Here is a 23,765-nt window from a genome sequence, read left to right on the forward strand (position 1 = left end):
GCTGGGGGCTTGAGGCTCGAGCCCTGAGCCCGAGCTGCGCTCAGCCGCGCTGGGTGAAAAAGCCTGCCGGGGCCTGTGGCTGCTGCAGCGTGCGGCGGTAGGCCGCCAGGGTGGCCTCGCCGGTCTCGAGGCTATGAGCGGCTGCACGGCGGTCCTGTTCGGCACGCTGCAGCGCCTCGAGGCTCTCGTCGTCGAGTCGCGCGATGTCGGCGATGAGGGACGCGGCGCGCTGGTGGCGTTCGGCGACACCCGCATAGCCGGGCATCTGGCGAACGACCGCCACGTGGGCCGCCAGGTGGGTACGGAGGGGGAGGACCTGTTGCTCGAGGCCTGCCAGCGTCGCCAGCAGGCGCTCACGTTCGAGCGCGAGCGCCGTGAGGGCCTCCGGCGAGGCAGGCTCTGGCAATGCCCGCTGGCGAATGGCGAGGTCGAGCAACTGGGCCAGAACGGACAGCTCCGTGTCGAGCCCCGTGCGGTAGTCGGCCAGCACCAGCGAGAGATCGGCAGTCATTGGACGCAACCTCCGTCGGTGCAGGCGGCGGGTCAGCCGGCCTGGTTCGGGTTCTGCGCCACGTCGGCCCACGCGTCGCGCAGTGGGGTCAGCAGCTTGATGGCTTCGTCGAGGCCGGCCGGGTCGCGCTGCTGATTGGCCTCGTAGCACCGACCGAGGATGTAAGTGTAGAGGGCGTCGAGCCGCTCGGCAACCTCGCCGCCGGCCTCCATGTTCAACATGTTCTGCAGTTCCTGCACGATGGCCAGGCCACGCGACATCGCATCACGCTTGGCCTTCATGTCGCGCGCCGCCATGGCGTCGCGCGCCTGCCCGAGGAACTTGATGGCCCCGTCGTACAGCATGACCACGAGTTCGACCGGCGTGCGTGACTGGACCTGCGTTTGCAGATAGGCCTGGGCACCCTTGTTGTACATGACAGGATTCGGGCTGAGGGGAGCGGCGTATGCCAGAAGTGTCGACATGGTCGGTGGTCCGGGTACCGTCAGAAGAGCGAGGATGAGAGCGACCCCAGCTGGCTCTTGGACGAGTTCAGCTGCGCGATCGCCAAATCGGCCGCAACGAACTCCTTCTGCAATGCTTCCTTGCGGATGGCGAGCCGGCGCTCCATTTCGCTGATGCGGCTGCCCAGCTTGCCCAGCTGATCGTCGAGCCGGGTGCGGGCGTTGGGGAGCAGTCCGCCGCTCGAGGTGTAGTTCGAGATGGCCGACTTGATCTTGTCGAACGCCCCGTCAGAACCACTGGCGCCCTGGAACAGGGCGATGACGCCTGCCCGGTTGGAGGACAGGGCCGTCTGCAACTCGGCGTTCCGGAACTCGAGCTGGCCGGCCCGGTTGAAGGTCAGGCCGACCTGCGAGAGCGAGGTGAAGGTGTCGCCCGTGGCGATCTCGCCCGACACCACCCGGCTCATGCTGTTGCGCAGCTGCCGCACCAGCGGGTCGCCGCCGATGTTGTCGCGCTCCTTGCTGGCGTAGGCCTTGGTCTGCTGGTCGATGAAGGCCTGCAGGTCGTTGTAGGCGCTCGTGAACTTCTTCACGAGGCCCTCGACCGACGAGAGGTCCGCGGTGATGGTGATGACCACCGGCGCAGCCGTCTCTTCCTGGAGCGTCAGCAGGACGCCGGGAATGGCATCCTCGACGGTGTTCGACGCGCTGGTGACGGCCACGTTGTTGATGGTGAACGCGGCGTCCTGCGCGGTCTGGGCGTTGGCGGGCGCGAAGCTGACGCCGGCACCGCCCGTCAGGGAGTTGGTGACGCTGAAGCTGTTGGCCGCGCCTGTCTCCTTGCCGGTGAGTACGAGCTGGTAGGCCCCGCCGGTCGAACGCACCACCGACGCCGTCACGCCGATGTCGGCGGTCTCGTTGATGGCTGTCGCCAGTCCCTTCAGCGTGACGCCGCTGCCCACCGTCACGGTCTTGCCCCCGATGACCAGCGAACCGCCCGTGGCGACCACGGTGGTGTCGGCGTCGGGCGTCGTGCCGTTGGTCGCGGTGACCTGCGCGCGGGCGAGCTGGCTCACCGTGAGGCTGTAGCTGCCGGTCGCGGCGCCGTTGCTGGCGCTGGCCTTCACGGTGGACTCGCGGCTGACCGACGCCGACGCGCCGGTGAAGGCCACCGACGAGGCGAGGTCCTGGGCCGCCGATTCGACGGCGCTCAGGCGTGTGGCCAGGGTCCCGTAGGCGGTCTTCTGCTTCTCGAGCTGCGCCTGCTGCGTCTGCAACTGCAGGACGGGTTGCCGTTCCTGCTGATACAGCGCCTCGACGATGCTGTTGAAGTCGATGTTGTTGAACCCGCTCAGCGTAATGGGACTGCTCATGGACGCACGCCTCCGACGTCCGATTCCGGGCGTCTATTCCCTGAATCGGCAGTGTAGCGGGAAGCTGTAGTGGCCGTGGCGGATTTGGGGGGCTGGGGCGGTGTGGCGGAGGGAAAAAGGCGCCGGCCGGGCCCGGAGGTGCCCGACCGGCGCTACGGTGCGAATCCTTAGCCGCGGAGCAGCGAGAGGACCGCGGAGGTCTGGCCGTTGGCCTGGGCCAGGGCGGCGATGCCGGACTGGTTCAGGATGGAGAAGCGGGTCAGGTTGGCCGACTCTTCGGCGATGTTGGCATCGCGGATGCGCGATTCGGCGGCCTTGTTGTTGACGATCTGGCTCTGCGCGAGGCTGATGGCGTAGCTGAGGCGGTTCTGCAGCTGACCGACCTGGCCCTGCACGGTGCCGAGGCTGGTGACGGCCGAGGCGATCGAGGAGACCGCGGTCTGCGCGCCGGACTGCGACGTCAGGTCGAGCGAGCCGATGCTGAGCGCGGTGGTGGTCACGGCGTCGATGCTGCGGCCGATCTTGCCGTTGGTGCTGTTGTTGCTCACGAACACCGAGAAGCCCTGCGCCGAGGCGAGGCCGGCCACGTTGGACTCGCGGTTGATCTCGTTGAGCACGTCGTCGAACTCGGCATCGAGGGTCGTGCGCGAGGTGGAGCTGGTCTGGCCCGAGGCGGCCTGGGTGGCCAGCGTCGAGAGGCGGTCGAGCAGCTTGGAGATGTTGTCGAGGGCGCCGTCCTTGATCTGGAGATCGGACAGGCCGTCGTTGGCGTTGCGGACGCCCTGGTTGAGCACCGCGACGGTCGAGCGGTAGCCGTTGGCCACCGCGAGCCCGGCGGCGTCGTCACCGGAGTCGTTGATGCGGAAGCCGCTGCTGACGCGCGTGAGGGCCGTACGCAGACCGATGTTGGTCGAGTACAGGTTGGCCTTGGCGTTGTTGGCGGCGACGTTGGTGACGACCGAGAAACTTGCCATGATGATCCTCCTTGAAACGAGTCGGTCTCGCGTCCCTGCGAGTCCGGTAGCACCCTTCACGGTGCCGTTGTCGGGGAAGTAATCGGCCCAATCACTGGCGGCTTTAACGTTCAGCTATCCATCATGTGGTGGGTGCCGTCGCCCAGCCCACAACAGCAGCGGGCCGCCGGGATCCGAGGATCCCGGCGGCCCGCCGAGTCAGGTATCGCGTGCGAGGACGGCCTAGGCGCGGAGCAGCGAGAGGACCGCGGAGGTCTGGCCGTTGGCCTGGGCCAGGGCGGCGATGCCGGACTGGTTCAGGATGGAGAAGCGAGTCAGGTTGGCCGACTCTTCGGCGATGTTGGCATCGCGGATGCGCGAGTCGGCGGCCTTGTTGTTGACGATCTGGCTCTGCGCGAGGCTGATGGCGTAGCTGAGGCGGTTCTGCAGCTGACCGACCTGGCCCTGCACGGTGCCGAGGCTGGTGACGGCCGAGGCGATCGAGGAGACCGCGGTCTGCGCGCCGGACTGCGAGGTCAGGTCGCCGGTGGAGATGCCGAGCGCGGTGGTGGTCACGGCGCTGATGCTGCCGCCGACCTTGCCGTTGGTGCTGTTGTTGCTCACGAACACCGAGAAGCCCTGCGCCGTGGCGAGGTTGGCCACGTTGGATTCACGGTTGATCTCGTTGAGCACGTCGTCGAACTCGGCATCGAGGGTCGTGCGCGACGTGGACGTGGTCTGGCCCGAGGCGGCCTGGGTGGCCAGCGTCGAGAGACGATCGAGCAGCTTGGAGATGTTGTCGAGGGCGCCGTCCTTGATCTGCAGGTCGGACAGGCCGTCGTTGGCGTTGCGGACGCCCTGGTTGAGCACCGCGACGGTCGAGCGGTAGCCGTTGGCCACAGCCAGGCCGGCGGCGTCGTCACCGGAGTTGTTGATGCGGAAGCCGCTGCTGACGCGCGTGAGGGCCGTACGCAGACCGATGTTGGTCGCATACAGGTTGGCCTGGGCGTTGTTGGCGGCGACGTTGGTGACGACCGAGAAACTTGCCATGACGATCCTCCTTGACCGTTGGAACCCGCGGGGCTGGGGCTCGAAAAGCACCATCCTTGGTGCCGTACGGGAAGGTAATCGTCAGGGCCGCTCCAGCCTTTAATCCGGCGCGGCGGGGGCGGCCTCGGCCGCCGTCAGGCCCCCGGAGACGAGCACGCCCGCCGGCGCGTGGGCGTCGACGGGCGTGTCCCCGGAGGAGGGGAGGTCCTCGCGGGCGTCAGCCGCGGAGCAGCGAGAGGACTGCGCTCGTGGACTGGTTGGCCTGGGCCAGGGCGGCGATGCCGGACTGGTTCAGGATCGAGTACCGCGTCAGGTTGGCCGACTCCTCGGCCACGTTGGCATCGCGGATGCGGCTCTCGGCGGCCTTGGTGTTCACGATCTGGCTCTGCGCGAGGTTGATGGCATAGGTGAGGCGGTTCTGGAGCTGGCCCACCTGGCCCTGCACCGCGCCCAGGTTCGTGATCGCGGTCGTGACCGTCGAGACGGCCGTCTGCGCGCCCGTCTGGGTGGCAATCGAGAGGCCGACGAGGCCGAGCGAGGTGATGTCGACGTCGCCGATGGTCCCGGCCACGACGCCGTCGGTGCCGTTGCTGCTGACGAACACGGAGAAGCCCTGCGATGCCCCCGCGACGTCGAGGCGCGCGACGTTGGACTCGCGCGTGATCTCGCCGAGGACGTCGAGGAACTCGGCGTTCAGGGTGTTGCGCGAGGCTGTCGTCGTCTGGCCGGACGCGGCCTGCGTCGCGAGGACGGCCAGGCGGTCGAGGAGCTTGGACATGTTGTCGAGGGCGCCGTCCTTGATCTGCAGGTCGGACAGGCCGTCGTTGGCGTTGCGCACGCCCTGCTGCAGGACGGAGACGTCGGAGCGATAGCGGTTCGCGACCGCCAGGCCGGCGGCGTCATCGCCCGAGTAGTTGATGCGGTACCCGCTCGAGACGCGGGTGAGGGCCTGTCGCAGCCCGATGTTGGTCTGGTACAGGTTGGCCTGCGCGTTGACCGCAGACACATTGGTGACGACCGAGAACGACGCCATGCTTACTCCTCCGGGTACGGAGCCTTAAGGGGCTCACAAGGGGAATCGGCCGGGATGTGCGGGACATGAGCGGTAGGCGCACACGCCCCGCACACCACCCGTTCACCTGCCGCACCGGGACAATCCAACTTCCGTGCCGACCTTGCGGGCCCGATCAGGAGCTGGCCTCCCGTTTGCTCCACCCTGAGGCAGCATGGAGACCTTGATGCTCACACTTCGCGTAGATTCCACGTTAATCCCCGACGTGAACGTGCCGATTACCGTCGATGCGGTGCTGTCGGCCATCGAACCGGTGCTCGGCCAGGGCAAGCGCATAGTGACGGCCGTCCGCATCAATGGTGTCGACGAACCGGCATTCCGGGAGCCCGATGTGCTCGGGCGGACCCTGCACGGTGACGACGCCCTCGATGTCGACACCACACCGGCAGGGGAGATGGCGGCCTCGGCGCTCGGCGACGCGCTGCGGTACCTGCCCGACCTGACCCAGGAGGCGCGCAGCCTGGCGGCCGCCGTCCGCGGCGCCGACGGGGCCGCCGCCAGCGAGCAACTGGCCCCGCTGGCCGACAACCTGGCCCTGCTGGCTGCCCTCGTCCACACGGCGGACCTCTGGGCCCGACAGGCAGGCTTGGCACCGACCGACTGGTTGGGGGACGATGTGGCCGAGATTGACAGGGTGGTGGTCGAACTCACCCTCGCAGCGCAGGACGGCGATTGGGTCGCCGCCGCCGACGTGCTGGATCACGACCTGACGCAGGCCCTGGCGGCCTGGCAGGTCAGGCTGGCCGAGGGCCAGGTGGAGTTGCAGGCCCTGCAACCCGCACCGGTGGCCTGACGCCTCCACGCGAGCCGATCAGAGACGATGTCCACCGGCCCCCGGAGCCAGACCGGCCCCGCCTTCGTGCCCCTCGCGCGCCCCGACATGGGGGACGCGGAACTGTCGGCGTTGGCCGACGTCCTCGCGTCCGGCTGGCTGACGACAGGGCCGAGGGTCAAGGCCTTCGAGGCCGCCTTCGCCCAGTTCACGGGCGCGCCGGAGGCCATCGCCCTCAATTCGTGCACGGCGGGCCTGCACCTGTCGCTGCTGGCGTGCGGCGTCGGACCGGGCGACGAGGTCATCACCTCGCCGCTCACGTTCTGCGCCACCGCCAACACCGTCATCCATGCCGGAGGCACGCCGGTCTTCGTGGACGTCGACCGGGCCACGGGCAACATCGACGCGACGGCGGCCGCGGCCGCCATCACCGACAAGACCCGCGTCCTGCTGCCGGTGCATTACGCTGGCCGGCCGGCCGACCCCCTGGGCTTCCGGACGCTGGCCGACGCTCGGGGACTCCGGCTCGTCGAGGATGCGGCGCACTGCGTCGATGCCCTGGTGGAGGGGCGGCGGATCGGCACGATTGCCGACTTCACGGCCTTCAGCTTCTACTCCACGAAGAATCTCGCCACTGGCGAGGGGGGCATGGTCACTACCGCGCTGGCCGAGGACGCCGACTGGATGCGCGTGGCGGCCCTGCACGGGCTGTCGCGCAACGCCTGGGCGCGTTACGCCCCGGGCGCCCCGGCGCAGTACGACGTGGAGATGCCCGGCTTCAAGTACAACATGATGGACCTGCAGGCGGCCCTTGGCCTCGTGCAGCTGTCCCGTCTCGCGGAGATGCAGGCGCACCGCGACGCGCTCTGGGCCCGCTATGAGTCCGGCATCGCCGCGCTGCCGTTGCTCGGCCCGGCCCCGGTGCCCGAGACCTGGACGCACGCGCGCCACCTCTATACCGTGCTCGTGGACCCGGCCCGCTCCGGGTGGACGCGCGACGAGCTCCAGCGCGCGCTGGCGCGCGAAGGCATCGGCACCAGCGTGCACTTCCGCGCGCTGCACCTGCACACCTATTACGCACAGCGCTTCGGTCTCGCGCGCGGCATGTTCCCGCACGCCGAGTACCACAGCGACCACTCCCTGTCCTTGCCGTTCTGGAGCGGGATGCCCCTGGCCGACGTCGACCGCGTGATCGAGACGCTCGACCGGGTGTTGGCGACCGGCCCATGACCTTCGCCCTGATTCGCGTGGCCGCAGGCCCGCGGCTCGGGCTCGGCCACGTGCGGCGGGCCGAGACGCTCGTCCGCGCGCTCGGCCGCCCGTGTGTCCTGAGCGTGCGCGGTGCAGGCCAGGTCCGTGGCGGCGTCCCTGTGGTGCCGGCCGCGGGGCCTGGCGCCACCCTCGACGCCGTGCGGCCTCGGGTCCTCGTCCTCGACGATCCCCGGCAGGGCTCGAGCCACCCTTGGTGCGTCGCCGCGCGACGCCAGGGCGTGCCCGTCGTCTCGATCCACGACCTCGGCCTCGCGTCGGTGCCGTCCGACCTCGCCATCGACGGCAGCATCGTGCGCCGGGGCCGCCTCGCCGCGCGGCGCTCCCTTCGCGGGCCCGAGTTCGCCGTGATCGCGACGCCTCGTCGCCGCCGGCGGGGAGGTCGAGTGCGCCGGGTCCTGGTCTCGCTCGGCGGAGGACCGCGCGTCACGCTGGCCGCTCGCCTTGCCTCGATGCTGCATCGACGCTGGCCCGCCCTCGACATCCTCGTCACGGGAGGGGAGGGCGACGGCGATGGATTCGCGTGGGTGACGGCGCCCTTGGGCCTCGCGCCCTGGCTCGCCCGGGTGGACGCGGCCATCCTCGGCGGGGGCGTCTCGCTCTACGAGGCGGTGGCGGCCGGTGTGCCGTCGATTGGCCTGGCCGTGGTGGCCGCGCAGCAGCCGACCATCCGTGGGTTCGCCGCTCGCGGATTGGTGCTCGATGCGGGGCTGGCCTCGCGTCGCGCCGACGGGCCGGCATCCGTCGTGAGGCAGATGGACCGCCTGCTGGCCGACGGGCCGTGGCGCGCGCACGCAGCCGTCGAGGGGCCGCGTGTCCTCGACGGCGGTGGCGCGGCGCGCGTGGCGCGTGCCATCGTGGCGCTGGTGGAAGGAGCGTCGCGTGGCTGACCCCTCGGCCGTGATTTTCGACCTCGACGACACGCTCTATCCGGAGCGTCGTTTCGTGCTCAGCGGGCACGCCGCCGTGGCGCGGGTCGTTGCCGCCGAGACGGGCATGCCACCCCGCGTGTTGTTCAGGTACCTGGCGCGCCGGTTTCAGCGTCAGGGGCGGGAGGGGCTGCTGCAGGCGTTCTGTGCCGCACACGGACTGCCGGTGGCCGAGGTGCCGCGCTACGTCGAGATCATCCGGACGCACACGCCGCGCCTGCGCCTGCCGCGCCTGTCGACCGAGGTCCTCGCCGCGCTCCGGCGCCAGGGGTGCCGCCTCGGCATCCTGACCAACGGCCTTCCCATGACGCAGCGGGCCAAGGTGGCCGCGCTGGGCCTGGACGCCCATGTGGAAGCCGTGACGTACGCACAGGAGCATGCCCCCGAGGGCAAGCCCGCCCGCTCGTGCTTCGTCGCGGTCCTGCGTCGCCTCGATGTCGAGGCGACCCGCGCTGTCTTCGTCGGCGACCACCCGGAGAAGGACATCGCCGGGGCGGCAGCGGTCGGCCTGCGGACGATCTGGGTGCCGGCGCGGGGCGCCGCTCCCGACCGTGTGTCTGCCGACGCCGTCGCACGCAGCCTTGCCGACGTGCCGCGACTGGCGGCGCACCTGCTGGAGGACCGTCATGTCGCTTCCTGCTGAGATCGCCGGGCAGTCCATCGCGCCGGGCGGCCCGATGCGGGTCATCGCCGAGATCGGCCTCAACCACAACGGCGACGCCGATCTCGCGCATCGCCTGGTCGACGCCTGTGCCGACGCGGGCGCCTGGGCCATGAAGCTCCAGGTGTTCGATGCCGACGAGTTGCTGGTGGCCGATGCGCCGGCGCCGGCCCACGTCAGGGCCGAGTCGCTCCGCGCGTTCTTTCGCCAGTTCCAGCTCAACGCAGACGCCTACGCGGCGATCGTCAGTCACGCGAGGGATCGCGGCCTGGCCGTGATCGCCACCGCCTTCGACAGCCTGTCGGTGGGCATGCTCGATCGCCTGGGCATCGATGCCTTCAAGGTGGCGAGCGGCGACCTGACCCACGTCATGCTGATCGAGCACCTGGCGCGCACCGGGCGGCCGCTGGTGCTGTCGACCGGGATGAGCGAGGAAGGCGACGTGTGGAATGCCGTCGACTGGGCGGTCGGCTCGGGGGCCCGGGCGCTGGCGCTGTTGCACTGTGTGTCGTCGTACCCGACCCCGGACGCCCAGCAGAACCTGCGGGTCGTGCGCACGCTGGCCGAGGAGTACAAGCTGCCGGTCGGCCTGTCCGATCACGGCATGGGAGGCGACGCGGCGCTGCTGGCGTACGCCCAGGGAGCCACGTTGTACGAACGGCACGTGCACCTGCCCGGCACCGACGCGATCGATGCGCCGGTGTCGTCCGATCCGGCCGAGCTGCGCGACATCGTGCAGCGCCTGGCGCGCGCGCATGCCGCCATGGGCGAGGGGCGACGCACGCCGATGCCCGCCGAGACGCCCAACATCGTGCCCAGCCGTCGGGGCCTGTATGCGAGGCGGGCGATCGCGGCCGGCGAACGCATCGAGGCGGCCGATGTCGCCGCGCTGCGCCCACTCGGCGCCCTCGGGGCCGAGTACGCGCGGGCGCTCATCGGCAGCCGCGCCCCACGTGCCATCGCGGCGGGGGAGGCCTTCGAGCCGGGTGACCTCGGCCTGCATGCCGCGGGAGGCGACCGTGGGCAGGCCTGACGTCCTCGTCACGGCCGCGTCCCGTCGTGTCGCGCTCGTGCGTGCGCTCCAGCAGGCGCAGGCGCGGCTCGCGACGGGCGGTCGCGTGATCGCCACCGACATCGATCCGTTCTCGCCCGCCGTGCACGTCGCCGACCTGGCGGCGGCCGTGCCGCGCAGCGACGCGCCCGACTACGTGGACGCGCTGCTCGATGTGTGCGACGCCCACGACGTCGGCGTGCTGGTGCCCACCATCGACGACGAACTCGGCATCATCGCCGCCGCGGCCGACCGCTTCGCACGCCTCGGGGTCGTCGTGATGGCGCCGACCGTCGAGACCGCGCACATCTGTCGCGACAAGCTGCGCACCGCGACGCACCTGCAGCAGCACGGCATCCGCGTGGCCGACACCTGGACGCCCGACGACGTGCGTGCCCGCGGCCTGCAGCCGCCGCTGTTCGTCAAGCCACGACGCGGCCGTGGGAGCGTCGGCGCCTTCCCCGCGCTCAAGCCGGGACATCTCGAGTTCTTCCTCGGGTACGTCTCCGACCCCATCGTGCAGGAGTACCTCGACGGGCCCGAGTACACCATCGACCTCTTCTGCGATCTGCAGGGACGTCCGATATCGGCCGTGCCACGCCAGCGGCTGGTGATCCGGTCCGGGGTCAGCGACCGCGGCCGGACGGTCAAGAGCCGGGTGCTCATGGACCTTGCCGTGCGGTGTGCGGAGGTTCTCGACTTCCGCGGCGCCGTGAACGTGCAGTGCCGCGTCGTCGACGACGTTCCCGTGATCTTCGAGATCAACCCGCGCTTCAGTGGCGGCATCCAGCTGACGCTGGCGGCGGGGGCGGACTTCGCCGAGTGGACGATCCGCGCGGCGCGCGGCGAGGTGCTGCAACCCTGCCTCGGCGCGTTCACCGACGGCCTGCGCATGAGCAGCCACGAGGCGTCGCTCTTCCTCTCCGACGCCGATGCGGACGTGCTGGCGCCCAGCGCGCGCACGCTTGCCGGGGAACAGTCGTGACCGCGCTGGTCATCCTGCAGGCCCGCCTCGGATCGCACCGGCTGCCGGGGAAGGTGCTCGCCCCCATCGTGCAGTGGCCGCTCCTCGAGTACTGCGTGGTGCGACTGCAGGCGGCCGGCGTGGGGCCCGTGGTCGTGGCCACGACCACGCGTCCCGAGGACGCGGCGGTGCTTGCCGCGGCAGCGGCACTCGGCGTCGAGGGCGTCGCTGGCCCCGAAGACGACGTGCTGGCGCGCTTTGCGCTGGTGGCCGAGGCCCATCCCGAGGCCGACGTCGTGCTCCGCGCCACGGCCGACAACCCCTTCGTCGACCCCGGGACCCCGGCCCGGATCCTCAAGGCGCTCTCCGCGGGTGCCGATTATGGCGTCGAGGAGGGCCTGCCATTGGGGACGGCCGTGGAAGGCGTGCGTCGGGAGGTCCTGTTGCGAGCGCAGCGGGAGGCCACGACGCCCTACGATCGCGAGCACGTGACGCCATGGGTCCGTCGGGCCGACGGCGTCGTGCGCGCCACGCCGCCTGCCCCGCCCGACGTCCGGGCCCCCGACCTGCATCTCACCGTGGACACCCCAGCCGACCTCGCGCTCGTGCGTCGTCTCGCCCAGGCCTTGAGCGAGGACGGGATCGATCCCCGACTTGCCCCCCTGTCCCGCGTGATCGCGGCGGCGCGCCGCCTGCCCACCGCGGAGGTCGTCGCATGATCCGCGTCACCCGGCTCGATGGCACCGCCTTGCTGGTCAACATCGACCAGATCACGTGGATCGAGTTCAATCCCGACACCGTCATCGCGCTCGCCAATGGCGAGAAGCTGCTCGTCCGTGACGCGCCCGACGACATCGTCGCGCGCGTGCAGGAGTACAAGCGCGGCCTGCTGGCGCCGCCCGTCCGCGCTCGTCGCGGGGAGGTCACGGCGTTGCGCGCCGTGGAGTAGCCTGTGGCCGCCAAGTCACCCGCCCGCAGCTGGGACACGCTCTCGCTGATCGGCTTGCCGCTCGGCGTGGCGATGATCGTCGGCGGGCACCTGGCCGAGGGGGGCAAGATCGGGTCGCTGCTGCAAGGGGCGGCGGCGCTGATGGTCTTCGGCGGGACCCTCGGGGCCGTGCTGCTCAGCCACCCGCTGCGTGACGTCAAGGAAGCCTGGCGCAGCCTGCGCGATGTCTTCGTCGACGACCTGCCGCCTGCGACCCAGGTGCTCGACGTGATCGGCCGGCTGGCGATCAAGGCCCGCAAGGACGGCATCCTCTCGCTCGAGGACGAACTGGCGTCGATTCCCGATCCCTTCATGCGACGCGGCCTGCGGCTCGCCGTCGACGGCACCAACCCGACGACGCTCCGCACCATGCTCGAGGCCGAGAACGATGGCCGCGAGGAGTTCGAGGAAGGGCCCGCACGCGTGTACGAGGCGGCGGGGGGGTACGCCCCGACCGTCGGGGTCCTCGGCGCGGTCCTCGGGCTCATCCACGTGATGGACAACCTGAGCGATCCGAGCAAGCTCGGCGCCGGCATCGCGGTCGCGTTCGTCGCCACGGTCTACGGCGTGGGATCGGCCAACCTGATCCTGCTGCCGATCGCGGCCAAGCTCCGGAGCCGGGCCCTGCGGCGCGCGCGTCGGCGCGAGGTGATCCTCGAGGGGGTGCTGGCGATCCAGGAAGGCCAGAACCCGCGCGTGATCGACCAGAAGCTGCGCGGCCTGCTCGCCGCCGACGAAGCGGCGCCTCCGGTGGGGGCGAGGCGGAGGGCGGCGTGAGCGCGACCACCGCCCGCCGGCCGCGACGTCGCCTGCGGGCTGCCCACGGTCCCAGCCACGAGCGGTGGCTGGTGTCGTACGCCGACTTCATCACGCTGCTCTTCGCGTTCTTCACCACGATGTACGCCATCTCGACCGTGGACGCGCGCAAGCTGTCGTCGATGGTCGAGTCGATGAACGAGGCCTTCGACTCGCGTGGCATTGCCGTGCCTGCGCCGGACGGCGCGCCGCCGCGCCCTCCTGACGGCAAGACCGTGCCCGCCGTGTCGGCGGAGGAGCGGGAACGGCGTCTGGCCCAGGCGATCCGTGAACGGCTGGCGGGCTCGGCCGTCGACGTCGAGATCGACAGGCGCGGCATCGTCGTGTCGCTGCGCGAAGCGGGGAGTTTCACGACCGGCAGCGCGGACCTCGCGCCCGAGGCCAGAGCGATCCTCGCCGGCCTGTCCACCACCGTCGGCAACGACCCGGACACGAAACTGCGTGTCGAGGGGCACACCGACGACGTGCCGATCCAGGGCGGACGGTATGCCTCCAATTGGGAACTCTCGACGGCGCGGGCCACGTCCGTGGTGACGTTCCTGGTCGAGCAGGCCGGCGTGTCGCCGACACGGCTCTCGGCCGCCGGCTACGGCGAGTTCCACCCGCGCGTCCCCAACGCGACACCGGCCGACCGCGCGCGCAATCGCCGCGTCGACATCGTCATCCTGAACGAGGGCACCGCACGGGCGGAGGAGCCCGGCCGGGCCGCACCGGGCGACGCGGGCGCCACCCGGCCCCCGCCGTCGAACCTGCCGAGCGGCCGCGTCTTCGCCGGCAACTAGCAGAAGCAGCAATCAAGAGCAGAAGAGTAGAAGAGCAGAAGGCAGGGCGGGAAGGGCGAAGGACCGAAGGCTCACGCGCAGAAGCAGGGAAGAGGGGCCCCTGACGGAAGAGACTGCCGCACCAGCCGCAGCCGACCTCGTCGGCGATGGCGTCTGGCGTCGCTGGCCCGATCCGGTCGTCGATGGCCGCAGGTGTTCTCGCCTTCTGCTTCCGTGTTGTTCCTTCTTCCTTGCACTTCTTCCTCCTTCCCGCCCTGCCTTCTTTCCTTCTACTCTTCTGCTCTTCTTTCCTTCCCCCGATCCGCCCCCTGCTAAGATCGCGACCGCGTGCGCATCGCGCTTCTTCAGCTCAACCCGACGGTCGGCGCCCTCGACGCCAACGCGGCCCGCATCGAGGCCGCCGTCCGCGCCGTCGGCGATCGCGCGGACCTCTGCGTCACGCCAGAGATGGCGCTGACGGGGTATCCGCCCCGTGACCTGCTCCTGTTTCCGGGTTTCGTCGCGCAGTGTCGCGAAGTGGCCGACCGCCTCGCGGCCGCGCTGGCCAGCGGTCCTGACGTGCTGCTCGGCATGCCTGTGCCCTCGGGCGTGGAGGCGGGTCGGCCGCTCCTGAACGCTGCGGTTCGCCTGCGGGCGGGACGCGCGGGGGAGGCCTTCGCCAAGACGCTGCTGCCGACCTACGACGTCTTCGACGAGGACCGCTACTTCGAACCCGGCCAGACGGTCGGCGCGTTCGCGGCGGGGGAGCGTCGGGTGGCGGTGAGCATCTGCGAGGACGTGTGGAACGACCCCGAGGTGTGGACCTCTCGTCGCTATGGTGGCGACCCGGTGGCATCGCTCCGCGACCTCTCGACGTCGGTGATGGTCAACCTGTCGGCGTCGCCCTATGCGCAGGGCAAGCTCGCGCAGCGTGAACGGCTGCTGGCACACCTCGCCCGCAAGTACGGCGTGTGGGCGCTCTACGCCAACCAGGTCGGCGCCAACGACGACCTCGTGTTCGACGGCCGGTCGCTGGCCTTCGCGCCCGACGGCACCTGCGTGGCTCGCGCGGCGGCGTTCGCCGAGGACACGCTCATCGTCGATACGGCAGCGGGCGTGCAGGTCGCGGCGCCCTGGGACGAGCCGGTCGAGGCGGAGGTCTTCGGGGCGCTCGTGCTCGGGGTGCGGGACTACGCGCGCAAGTGCGGCTTCCGGGACGCGCTGCTGGGCCTGTCGGGCGGCATCGATTCGGCCCTCACCGCCGTCGTGGCCGTCGAGGCCCTCGGACGCGAGCACGTGACGGGCGTGCTGATGCCCTCACCGTACTCGAGCCCCGGAAGTGTGGCCGACGCCGAGGCGCTGGCCGCCACGCTCGGCATCCGGACGCACACCCTCCCGATCGCGTCGGTGATGTCGGCCTACGACGCGGTGCTGGCGGGGCCGTTCGCCGGGCGCGCGTCCGACGTCACCGAGGAGAACCTGCAGGCACGCATTCGCGGTGCCCTGTTGATGGCCCTGTCCAACAAGACCGGGGCGCTGCTGCTCACGACCGGCAACAAGTCGGAGTTGGCGACCGGATACTGCACGCTCTACGGCGACATGAACGGGGCCCTGGCGGTGATCGCCGACGTGTACAAGACGCTCGTCTATCGCATCTCCCGCTGGATCAACCGCGCGGGTGTCGTGATTCCCGAGGCCACGATCACCAAGGCGCCCTCCGCCGAACTGCGGCCCAACCAGACCGATCAGGACAGCCTGCCGCCATACGACCTGCTCGATGCCATCCTCGAGCGGCACGTCGAGCAGTGCCTCGATGGTCCGGCGCTCGAAGCGGAGGGGTTCGATCCCGCCGTCGTGCGCCAGGTGTTGCGCCTCGTGCGGATCTCCGAGTTCAAGCGCAAGCAGGCCGCTCCCGTCCTCAAGGTCACCCCGCGCGCCTTCGGCACCGGTTGGCGCATGCCCATCGCCAGGGCCTGACCGGCCTCACCCCTAGGGGCGGGGGCCAATGTCCCCGGGATGTCCAGCCATTGAAGGGATGGCCCGTCGTGGCCGATTGCCCGTGCGGAGGCGCAGGTCGGTCCTGCCTTCCGGAGCACTCTCATGCACGGTTCTCTCGACGCGTCGTCTTTGCTTTCGCTGGTGTCGCCCCCGCCTGCCTCGCCTCGCGGGGTGGTCGCCGCCGACCCCACCGGGGTGCTGGTTCATGTGCGGGGCCTGCTCACGGCCGCCGCCGCGGCCGGCGTGGCCCCCACCACCTTGTTGCTCTCGGCCCTGGCGCGGCGTGACCGCGCGCTGGCCGCCCGTGCCCGCCGGACGGCGGAATGGGCCCGGCTGCTGGCCGAGACGCTCGATCTCGATCCCATGGCGACGCAGGCCGCGCACGACGTGGCCCTGCTGGCCGACATCGGCGCCCTGGCGGTCGTGCCGCGTGCCGACAATCCCTGGCTGGAATGGCAGCGCCGACGTGCCGCGCACGACCTGCTGCAGGCCATCCCGTCGCTGGCGCACCTCGCGCCGGCGGTGCTCGCGGTGAGTGAGCGGTTCGACGGCGACGGCCTCCCGCTCGGCCTGCACGGCGACGAAATCCCCCTTGCGGCGCGCATCGCGCGCCTGGTGCGCGACTTCGACCTGGCCAGCCACGGGTGGTGGCCGGGGCAACCGGCGGGGATCGGCGTGCGCGCGTGCGCAGAACTCGTGTTGCTGGCGGGGCAGACGGTCGACCCCGCCCTGGTGCATACCTGGCTCCGTGTGCTCGACCGCGAGGTCGCGGCGGACGTCGCCTAGAGGACCCCGGACATGCTGCTCATCGTTGGTTCCCTCATCGTGCTCGGGTCGGTAGCGGGCGGCTACATGATGCACGGCGGCGTGCTCGGTGCTCTCTGGCAACTCAATGAGCTGATCATCATCGGCGGCGCCGCCATCGGCGCGCTGGTCATCGGCACGCCGATCTCACTGATCAAGGCCCTGCTCGCGCGTTTCGGCGGGTTCTTCAAGAGCCCCCCGACCAAGGAGCAGTACCTCGACCTGCTGGCGCTCCAGTACCAGTTGTACCGGCTCACGCAGCAGTCTGGCGTGATGGCGCTCGAGGCGCATGTCGAGGAACCCGAGAAGAGCTCGATCTTCAGCAAGTTTCCGACCTTCCTGGCCAACCATCACGCGGTGTCGTTCCTGTCGGACTCGGTGCGCGTCATCATCCTCGGCGGGGTCACGCCCCACGACCTCGAGTCGCTGATGGACGAGGACCTCGAAGTGCACCACCACGAGAGCCTGAAGCCGGCGCAGACCCTGGCCAAGGTGGCCGACGCCCTGCCTGGCCTCGGCATCGTCGCCGCCGTCCTCGGGATCGTCATCACGATGCAGGCGATTGGCGGACCGCCCGAGGAGATCGGCCACAGCGTGGCCGCCGCGCTGGTTGGCACGTTCCTGGGCATCCTGGCCTCGTACGGCTTCGTGCAGCCGATGGCATCCAGCATGGAACACCAGGTGGAGGCCGAGGGGCGGTACCTGACGTGCATCAAGGCCGGCCTGCTGGCGGTGTACAAGGGATTCCCGCCGGCCATCGCCGTCGAGTTCGCCAGGCGAACCCTGCCCGAGGAGGTGCGCCCCACCTTCACGGAAACCGAGCAGGCCTGCAAGGGCCAGAAGGCCGACGTCGCGGCGGCCGCCTAGGACACGACCATGGCAGCGCAACATGCTCCCGTCATCATCATCAAGAAGAAGAAGGGCGGCCATGGCGGACACCATGGCGGCGCCTGGAAGGTGGCCTACGCCGACTTCGTGACGGCGATGATGGCGTTCTTCCTGGTGATGTGGCTCGTCAACCAGAGCCCGGCCGTCAAGAACTCGGTGCAGTCGTATTTCCAGGATCCGGGCGTGTTCGAGTACGAGCATGGCCGGTCGCCGATCGCGGCCGGGGCCGGCATCGTCGGTAATGGCGGCGCCGGCAAGATGTCGGACGTGGCCGCGGCCACGGCGGCCCTCGAGCGCGCGGCGGCACGGATCAAGGAGAGCATCAAGGCCATCCCGGGTTTCAAGAACCTCGAGAATCAGATCGAGGTGAAGGTCACCGCCGAAGGGCTGCGGATCGAGTTGCAGGAGAGCGGGACATCGACCTTCTTCGACTCGGGCAGTTCGCAGGTCAAGGTCGAGACCAGGGAAGTGCTGCAGATCATCGCCAAGGAACTGGCCCACCTGCCGCAGGCGGTCGCCATCGAGGGGCACACCGACGCGCAGCCGTTCGGCAGGGACCACTCCTACACGAACTGGGAACTCTCGGCCGACCGCGCCAATGCCGCCCGCCGGATCATGGAGGATGCCGGCCTGCCGCCGGGCCACGTGAAGGCGATTCGTGGCTTTGCCGACACGATTCTCCGTACGCCGGAGGAGCCGCTCAACCCGCGCAACCGTCGCGTGTCCATCGTGGTGCAGAACGACCAGGTGCTGAAGGTGGCCCGCGCCGCCGGACAGGCGCCCGTCGCCCCCGAGCATCCCGCGCCGGCCGCGCCGGCGGACCACGCCGACGAGAAGGACTGATCGCCTGGCACTTGACCGGGTCGCTATCGAAATGAAGGGTGCTAATGTACTGAGCGCGACGCGCCAGGCGAGCCGGACGCCCTCGGGGCGTGAGCTCGCCGACCTTCCCCCGTCGCCGCACTGCCGATCGTGAAAGCCCTGATTGTTGACGACGAGCCCACCGTCCGCCTGCTGCTGTCGCGCATCCTGAGGCGCGAGGTCGACTGCGCCGTCACGGAAGCGACCGACGGCATCGAGGCACTCGACCTCCTGGCCCGTTTCCACTTCGACTTCGTGGTGATCGACATCATGATGCCGATCATGGATGGCCTCGAGACGCTCGAAGCCATCCGCGGCACGCCGCAGCTGCGCAACCTGCCGGTGATGGTGCTGTCGGCTGTCCGCGACGAGGCGCAGGTGCGGCAACTGGTGTCGCTGGGCGTCAGTGCCTACCTCACCAAGCCGCTGCGTCCCTCCGATGCCTCGGCCCGCGTGCAGCGCTTCGTGGCGCAGCTCGGCGCCAGCACGCACGTGGCGCAGCAGGGGCAGGGACGGACGCTGCTCGGGTTGGCCGACGGGGCGAAGCTGCTCGTGGTCGACGGCGATGCCGACTTCCGGCACTTCGTCAGGTCGACGCTGGGGCACCAGTACGTGATCAGCGACGCCGAGGGCGGCGCGCAGGGCCTGCGGGCCTGCCTCGACGCTCGTCCCGCCGCAATCCTCCTCGGGCAGAACCTCGGGGCGGTTCCCGCCAACATGTTCCTCAGGAAGCTCCGCACCCTGCCCGGCCTCGCGGCCGTGCCGGTGGTCGTCGCGGGCTCGCGCGGCAACGAAGCGCCGCCGGCCGATGCCGACGCCGTCATTCAGCGGACGTTCGTGCCGGAGACCTTCAAGAAGCAGTTCTCGCGGCTGGTCAGCGGCGGCACGCCGGAGCACGGCGTCCTGCTGGCGCGCCCCGAGTTGCGGCCGCAGATGATCTCGGCCACCGAGCAGGTCTTCGGCATGATGCTGGGGATCGAGGTCTTTGCTGACGCGGTCGAGCCGGCCCCTCCCGGGCCAGGCGCCGACCACGCCTGCGTCAAGCTGTCGCTGCCTGCGGAGGAGAGCGACCTGGAGTTCGGCGTGTCCACCGCCCGCGACATGAGCGAGCGCATGACCGCGCTGTTTCTCCAGGGGGCCGATTTGGTCACCGAGGAAGACGTGGCCTCGACCCTGCAGGAAGTGGCCAACATCATCAGCGGCCGCCTCCAGAACGCCCTGCGCGGCCGCGACGACGAAGTCACCATCGGGTTGCCGGTCGTCTCGGTGCTGACGCAGGCGCTGCCGATCGCCGAGGCCTGGGCCGGCGTCGGCTTCCACAACGCGGCCGGTGACGTACGGTTCACGACGTACCTGCGGCCTGTGCCGCGTTAGGCGTCCTCCGGAGGGGCACCCGTGGCGGGGGCATGAGCCCGGGCCAGAACGGAGCGACGGGTTGAAGGGCATCCCGTCTCGTGCCGATTCCGCACATGTGATGTCTCGCGCCAGCCTGCTCCGGCTCCATGAGGGAGGGCGATCGTGAAGGCCCTGATCGTCGACGACCAGCCGAACGTCCGGCTCCTCCTGTCCCGGATCCTCCGCAAGAAGGTCGGCTGTACCGTCAGCGAGGCCACCAACGGGCTCGAAGCGCTCGACCTCCTCGGGCGACAGCAGGTGGACTTCGTCGTGCTCGACGTCCTGATGCCGCTGATGGACGGCATCGAGACGCTCGAGGCCATCAGGCGCACGCCCTCGCTCCGCCACCTGCCGGTGATCGTCCTCTCGTCGGTCCGCGACGAGTCGAAGGTCCGGCAGCTCGTGCGGCACGGCATCTCGGCCTACCTGGCCAAGCCGCTCCGTCCGCTGGACGTGGCCGATCGCATCCAGGAAATCATCGCGCGGCTCAAGACCTCGCCGGGGCAGCCCTCGCGGAGCCTGTCTGGCGTGCCCAAGGGCTCGCGCATCCTCGTGGTGGACGGCGACGGCGATTTCAGGCGCACGGCCCGCGAGAGCCTGCGCGACTACATCGTCGTCGAGGCGTCCGCTGGCGCCGAAGGGCTGCGAGCCTGCCTCGATCAACGTCCCGCGCTGGTCATCGTCGGGCAGGACCTCGGTGCCATCGGGACGTCCATGCTGCTGCGCAAGCTGCGAAGCCTGCCTAAGCTCTCTGCCGTGCGCGTCGTGGCGGCCGTCACCGGCGACGTCAACCAGCCGGTCGACGACGCCGATGCCGTGCTGCAGCGGACGTTCGTCGCCGAGAGCTTCCGGCAGCAGTTCGCGCGCCTGGTGGTCGAGGAACCGCCCGAACAGCGCGTACTCGCGTCGCGCGCCGACCTCCGGCCGCAGATGATCTCGGCCACCGAGCAGGTGTTCGGGATGATGCTGGGCATCGAGGTGCTCGCCACCCCGAGCAGCCAGCCCCCCGCGCCCGGCGACGACGTGGTGCGCGTGGCCCTGCGGCTCGATCGGGAGGACTGCGACCTCGAGTTCCTGATCGCCGCACCGCGCGCGATGAGCGAGCGCATGACGGCGCAGTACCTGCAGGCCGGCGACGTGGTGACCGACGCCGACGTATCGGCCACGCTTCGCGAGATGGCCACCATCATCAGCAGTCGCCTCCAGACCGCGCTCCGCCAGCGCGGCGACGAGGTGTCGATCGGCGATCCGCTCGTGACCCGCGTCGGCCGCGAGGGCGATCGTGACGTGCCCGGCATGCGCGTGTGCTACGCGACGCCGGCCCAGGACCTCCGCTTCATGACCACGCTGCGCGCCGTGCCGGCGCCCAGGCTGCAGTCGGCAGCCCAGGCCACGCCGGTCACCGCCCCGAGGACGACCACGATGGACACACCCCAGCCGCTGCCGCCCCCCGTCGACCCCGAGGTGCTCGACATGCTCGCCTCCCTCCAGGAACCGGGCGAGCCCGACCTGGTGGTCGAACTCGTGACGTTGTTCCTGCGCGATACGCCGGAGCGCCTGCGCGATCTCCGCGGGCGGCCGCTCGACGCCGGGCCGGTGGCGCGGGTGGCGCATTCGGTGAAGGGCAGCGCGGGAAACCTCGGCGCCTCATATCTGCAGGACCTGGCGGGCAAGCTGGAACAGGCTGGCCATCGAGCGGAACCCGCGGCCACGCTGGCCACACTCGCCGAGGCCGTGTGCACCGAGTTCGCGCGTGTCGAAGAGCACCTGCAAGGCGTGCTGCGCGAGCGGGCCGGCACGGCCATGGGGCTCTGAAGTTCCTTGCCTGGTCGGGCGACCGACGCTGTCGGTCGCTCTTTACACATATCCAAGGGGAGCAAAGGGAAACTGGCCACGGGAAATCCGTGGCATTCCTGAAGAGTCCGATGGTGTGACGTTCTGGCACCGGACTTGAAGCTCCACAGTGCGCCACGAGCTGCGCGCCAGCACGACGCCGACCGCCGCCCGGGCGTTCATCCCAACCACGTTGCGTCCCCTGCCAGGGAAGGGCGGGTGACGCGGGGAGGAAGCCCACCATGGGTACGCCGAGGAACCGGGGCGCTTTGGCCCTCAGTTCAGCACAGACCGACCACTCGCACGACGCCGAACTCGAACTCCTGACCCTCCGCGGTCAACTGGCCGCCCTCGACAAGAGCCAGGCGGTCATCGAGTTCGAGATGGACGGCACCATCATCACCGCGAACGACAACTTCCTGAATGCGCTGGGCTACCGCCTCGACGAGGTCCAGGGGCAGCACCACCGCATGTTCGTGGAGCCGTCGTTCGCGACGAGCCGCGAGTACCAGCAGTTCTGGTCGGATCTGCGAGCCGGCAAGTACCAGGCGGCCGAATACAAGCGCATCGGCAAGCACGGCAAGGAGGTCTGGATTCAGGCGTCCTACAACCCGATCCTCGGGCCCGACGGCAAGCCGTTCAAGGTCGTGAAGTACGCGACCGACACGACCGACGCGAAGCTGAAGAACGCCGACTACGCCGGCCAGCTCGCCGCCATCGGCAAGGCGCAGGCGGTGATCGAGTTCGAGCTCGACGGCACCATCCGGACGGCCAACGAGAACTTCCTCTCGACGCTCGGCTACCGCCTCGACGAGATCCAGGGCAAGCACCACCGGATGTTCGTCGAGCCGGCCTTCGCGCAGAGCCGCGAGTACCAGCAGTTCTGGTTGGATCTCGGCGCCGGCAAGTACCAGGCCGCCGAATACAAACGGATCGGCAAGGGCGGCAAGGAAATCTGGATTCAGGCCTCGTACAACCCGATCTTCGACCTCAACGGCCGTCCGTTCAAGGTCGTCAAGTACGCCACCGACATCACGGCGAGCAAGCTGCAGAACGCCGACTACTCGGGCCAGCTGGCCGCCATCAGCAAGGCGCAGGCGGTGATCGAGTTCGACCTCGACGGCACGATCAGGACCGCCAACGACAACTTCCTGAACACGCTCGGCTACCGCCTCGACGAGATTCAGGGCAAGCACCACCGGATGTTCGTGGAGCCGTCCCACGCGGGCAGCAGCGAGTACCAGCAGTTCTGGGCCGACCTGCGCGCCGGCCGGTACCAGGCCGCCGAGTACAAGCGCCTGGGCAAGGGTGGCAAGGAGATCTGGATCCAGGCCTCGTACAACCCGATCCTCGACATGAACGGCACCCCGTTCAAGGTCGTGAAGCACGCCACCGACATCACCGATCGCATCCGGCAGCAAGAGCGTCTGAAGCACCTCCTGACGCAGATCTCCGCGCACGCCGACACCCTGGCGAGCTCGGCCGAGGAACTCACCGCCGTCAGCACCCAGATGGGCGCCAACGCCGAGGAGACCTCCGCGCAGGCCAACGTCGTCTCGGCGGCTTCCGAGCAGGTGAGTCGCAACGTGCAGACGGTGGCCACGGGCACCGAGGAGATGGGCGCCAGCATCCGCGAGATCGCCAAGAACGCCGCCGACGCCGCCAAGGTGGCGTCGCAGGCCGTGCGGGTGGCCGACACCACCAACAACACGGTGAGCAAGCTGGGCGAGAGCAGCGCCGAGATCGGCAAGGTGATCAAGGTGATCACGTCGATCGCGCAGCAGACCAACCTGCTGGCGCTCAACGCCACCATCGAGGCGGCGCGCGCCGGCGAGGCGGGCAAGGGCTTCGCGGTGGTCGCCAACGAGGTCAAGGAGCTGGCCAAGGAGACCGCGAAGGCGACCGAGGACATCAGCCAGAAGATCGAGGCGATTCAGGGCGACACGCGCGGGGCCACACAGGCCATCGGCGAGATCAGCGCGATCATCAACCAGATCAACGACATCTCCGGCACCATCGCCAGCGCGGTCGAGGAGCAGACGGCGACGGCCAACGAGATCTCGCGCAACGTCACCGAGGCGGCGCGAGGCACGGCCGAGATCGCCCAGAACATCACGGGCGTCGCGCAGGCCGCGCGCAGCACGAGCGATGGCGCGTCGGACTCGCAGAACGCGTCCTCCGGGCTCGCCAGGCTCGCGAGCGAACTGCAGCAGTTGGTCTCCGGCTTCAAGGCCTAGGCGCCGCACCTACCCGAGGTTCATGTCGGCGGATTGCCCATGGTTACCGAACCATCGGCAGTCCGCCTCCCCCAACATCACGGGGCGCCACGTTCTCCTGTGAAAACCATGCGAGGTCGCATGTCACGCCCCTTGA

23 protein-coding genes are annotated in these 23,765 nt (G+C 69.9%); 17 read left to right on the forward strand and 6 right to left on the reverse strand.

From position 1 onward, the window contains the following. Positions 1 to 40: 40 nt before the first annotated feature. The 6 genes from ACIRDX_RS01025 to ACIRDX_RS01050 form a co-directional block, all read right to left on the reverse strand. Positions 41 to 511 carry a hypothetical protein gene (locus ACIRDX_RS01025; RefSeq protein ID WP_396623535.1) on the reverse strand — a complete coding sequence of 157 codons (471 nt, stop codon included), beginning with the start codon at positions 509 to 511 and terminating at the stop codon, positions 41 to 43. A 32-nt stretch (positions 512 to 543) separates the two neighbouring features. Next, positions 544 to 927 carry a flagellar export chaperone FliS gene (gene fliS / locus ACIRDX_RS01030; protein WP_396623536.1) on the reverse strand — a complete coding sequence of 128 codons (384 nt, stop codon included), beginning with the start codon at positions 925 to 927 and terminating at the stop codon, positions 544 to 546. 68 nt (positions 928 to 995) lie between these two features. Next, positions 996 to 2,327, reverse strand: a complete 1,332-nt coding sequence (gene fliD, locus ACIRDX_RS01035) for a flagellar filament capping protein FliD (protein ID WP_396623537.1) — start codon at positions 2,325 to 2,327, stop codon at positions 996 to 998. Between the two features lie 167 nt (positions 2,328 to 2,494). Next, positions 2,495 to 3,301, reverse strand: a complete 807-nt coding sequence (locus ACIRDX_RS01040; protein ID WP_396623538.1) for a flagellin — start codon at positions 3,299 to 3,301, stop codon at positions 2,495 to 2,497. 222 nt (positions 3,302 to 3,523) lie between these two features. Further along, positions 3,524 to 4,330 (reverse strand): flagellin, encoded by an 807-nt coding sequence (locus ACIRDX_RS01045; RefSeq protein WP_396623539.1) that lies wholly within the window; start codon positions 4,328 to 4,330, stop codon positions 3,524 to 3,526. Between the two features lie 217 nt (positions 4,331 to 4,547). Continuing rightward, positions 4,548 to 5,363: a flagellin gene (locus tag ACIRDX_RS01050; protein ID WP_396623540.1), complete on the reverse strand. Its 816-nt coding sequence runs from the start codon at positions 5,361 to 5,363 to the stop codon at positions 4,548 to 4,550. Between the two features lie 193 nt (positions 5,364 to 5,556). Here ACIRDX_RS01050 and ACIRDX_RS01055 point away from each other — a divergent pair, with 193 nt between their 5' ends. The 17 genes from ACIRDX_RS01055 (at position 5,557) to ACIRDX_RS01135 (ending at position 23,629) form a co-directional block, all read left to right on the forward strand. Beyond that, on the forward strand, positions 5,557 to 6,195 hold the full coding sequence (locus ACIRDX_RS01055; protein WP_396623541.1) for a hypothetical protein: 639 nt from the start codon (positions 5,557 to 5,559) through the stop codon (positions 6,193 to 6,195). A 27-nt stretch (positions 6,196 to 6,222) separates the two neighbouring features. Then, positions 6,223 to 7,404 (forward strand): DegT/DnrJ/EryC1/StrS family aminotransferase, encoded by a 1,182-nt coding sequence (locus tag ACIRDX_RS01060; protein ID WP_396623542.1) that lies wholly within the window; start codon positions 6,223 to 6,225, stop codon positions 7,402 to 7,404. Further along, positions 7,401 to 8,333, forward strand: a complete 933-nt coding sequence (locus ACIRDX_RS01065; protein ID WP_396623543.1) for a hypothetical protein — start codon at positions 7,401 to 7,403, stop codon at positions 8,331 to 8,333. Before ACIRDX_RS01060 ends, ACIRDX_RS01065 begins: the two co-directional genes overlap by 4 nt. Further along, positions 8,326 to 9,015 carry an HAD family hydrolase gene (locus ACIRDX_RS01070; protein WP_396623544.1) on the forward strand — a complete coding sequence of 230 codons (690 nt, stop codon included), beginning with the start codon at positions 8,326 to 8,328 and terminating at the stop codon, positions 9,013 to 9,015. Before ACIRDX_RS01065 ends, ACIRDX_RS01070 begins: the two co-directional genes overlap by 8 nt. Then, positions 8,999 to 10,066 (forward strand): N-acetylneuraminate synthase family protein, encoded by a 1,068-nt coding sequence (locus ACIRDX_RS01075; RefSeq protein WP_396623545.1) that lies wholly within the window; start codon positions 8,999 to 9,001, stop codon positions 10,064 to 10,066. The genes ACIRDX_RS01070 and ACIRDX_RS01075 overlap by 17 nt, the downstream gene beginning before the upstream one ends. Beyond that, positions 10,053 to 11,069: an ATP-grasp domain-containing protein gene (locus tag ACIRDX_RS01080; RefSeq protein ID WP_396623546.1), complete on the forward strand. Its 1,017-nt coding sequence runs from the start codon at positions 10,053 to 10,055 to the stop codon at positions 11,067 to 11,069. Before ACIRDX_RS01075 ends, ACIRDX_RS01080 begins: the two co-directional genes overlap by 14 nt. Further along, a complete protein-coding gene (locus ACIRDX_RS01085; RefSeq protein WP_396623547.1) occupies positions 11,066 to 11,767 on the forward strand; it encodes a cytidylyltransferase domain-containing protein in 702 nt (233 codons plus the stop codon). Before ACIRDX_RS01080 ends, ACIRDX_RS01085 begins: the two co-directional genes overlap by 4 nt. Then, positions 11,764 to 11,997, forward strand: a complete 234-nt coding sequence (locus ACIRDX_RS01090) for a flagellar FlbD family protein (RefSeq protein WP_396623548.1) — start codon at positions 11,764 to 11,766, stop codon at positions 11,995 to 11,997. The genes ACIRDX_RS01085 and ACIRDX_RS01090 overlap by 4 nt, the downstream gene beginning before the upstream one ends. A gap of 3 nt (positions 11,998 to 12,000) precedes the next feature. Beyond that, positions 12,001 to 12,813 carry a flagellar motor protein gene (locus ACIRDX_RS01095; protein WP_396623549.1) on the forward strand — a complete coding sequence of 271 codons (813 nt, stop codon included), beginning with the start codon at positions 12,001 to 12,003 and terminating at the stop codon, positions 12,811 to 12,813. After that, positions 12,810 to 13,634: a flagellar motor protein MotB gene (locus ACIRDX_RS01100; RefSeq protein WP_396623550.1), complete on the forward strand. Its 825-nt coding sequence runs from the start codon at positions 12,810 to 12,812 to the stop codon at positions 13,632 to 13,634. Before ACIRDX_RS01095 ends, ACIRDX_RS01100 begins: the two co-directional genes overlap by 4 nt. Positions 13,635 to 13,961: 327 nt before the next feature. After that, positions 13,962 to 15,590, forward strand: coding sequence for an NAD+ synthase (locus ACIRDX_RS01105; RefSeq protein WP_396623551.1), 1,629 nt, complete (start codon positions 13,962 to 13,964; stop codon positions 15,588 to 15,590). Between the two features lie 123 nt (positions 15,591 to 15,713). After that, positions 15,714 to 16,397: an HD domain-containing phosphohydrolase gene (locus ACIRDX_RS01110; RefSeq protein ID WP_396623552.1), complete on the forward strand. Its 684-nt coding sequence runs from the start codon at positions 15,714 to 15,716 to the stop codon at positions 16,395 to 16,397. Positions 16,398 to 16,409: 12 nt separating this feature from the next. After that, on the forward strand, positions 16,410 to 17,282 hold the full coding sequence (motA, locus tag ACIRDX_RS01115; protein ID WP_396623553.1) for a flagellar motor stator protein MotA: 873 nt from the start codon (positions 16,410 to 16,412) through the stop codon (positions 17,280 to 17,282). A 9-nt stretch (positions 17,283 to 17,291) separates the two neighbouring features. Continuing rightward, the gene (locus tag ACIRDX_RS01120) at positions 17,292 to 18,146 is read left to right on the forward strand and encodes a flagellar motor protein MotB (protein WP_396623554.1); all 855 of its coding nucleotides are present in this window, start codon (positions 17,292 to 17,294) and stop codon (positions 18,144 to 18,146) included. Between the two features lie 129 nt (positions 18,147 to 18,275). Beyond that, positions 18,276 to 19,538 (forward strand): response regulator, encoded by a 1,263-nt coding sequence (locus ACIRDX_RS01125; protein WP_396623555.1) that lies wholly within the window; start codon positions 18,276 to 18,278, stop codon positions 19,536 to 19,538. A 144-nt stretch (positions 19,539 to 19,682) separates the two neighbouring features. Further along, complete coding sequence (locus ACIRDX_RS01130) at positions 19,683 to 21,374, forward strand: response regulator (protein WP_396623556.1); 1,692 nt, start codon at positions 19,683 to 19,685, stop codon at positions 21,372 to 21,374. A 260-nt stretch (positions 21,375 to 21,634) separates the two neighbouring features. Next, positions 21,635 to 23,629 carry a PAS domain S-box protein gene (locus tag ACIRDX_RS01135; RefSeq protein WP_396623557.1) on the forward strand — a complete coding sequence of 665 codons (1,995 nt, stop codon included), beginning with the start codon at positions 21,635 to 21,637 and terminating at the stop codon, positions 23,627 to 23,629. Positions 23,630 to 23,765: the final 136 nt, after the last annotated feature.

This window comes from Luteitalea sp., assembly GCF_044337415.1.
GTDB lineage: Bacteria > Acidobacteriota > Vicinamibacteria > Vicinamibacterales > Vicinamibacteraceae > Luteitalea.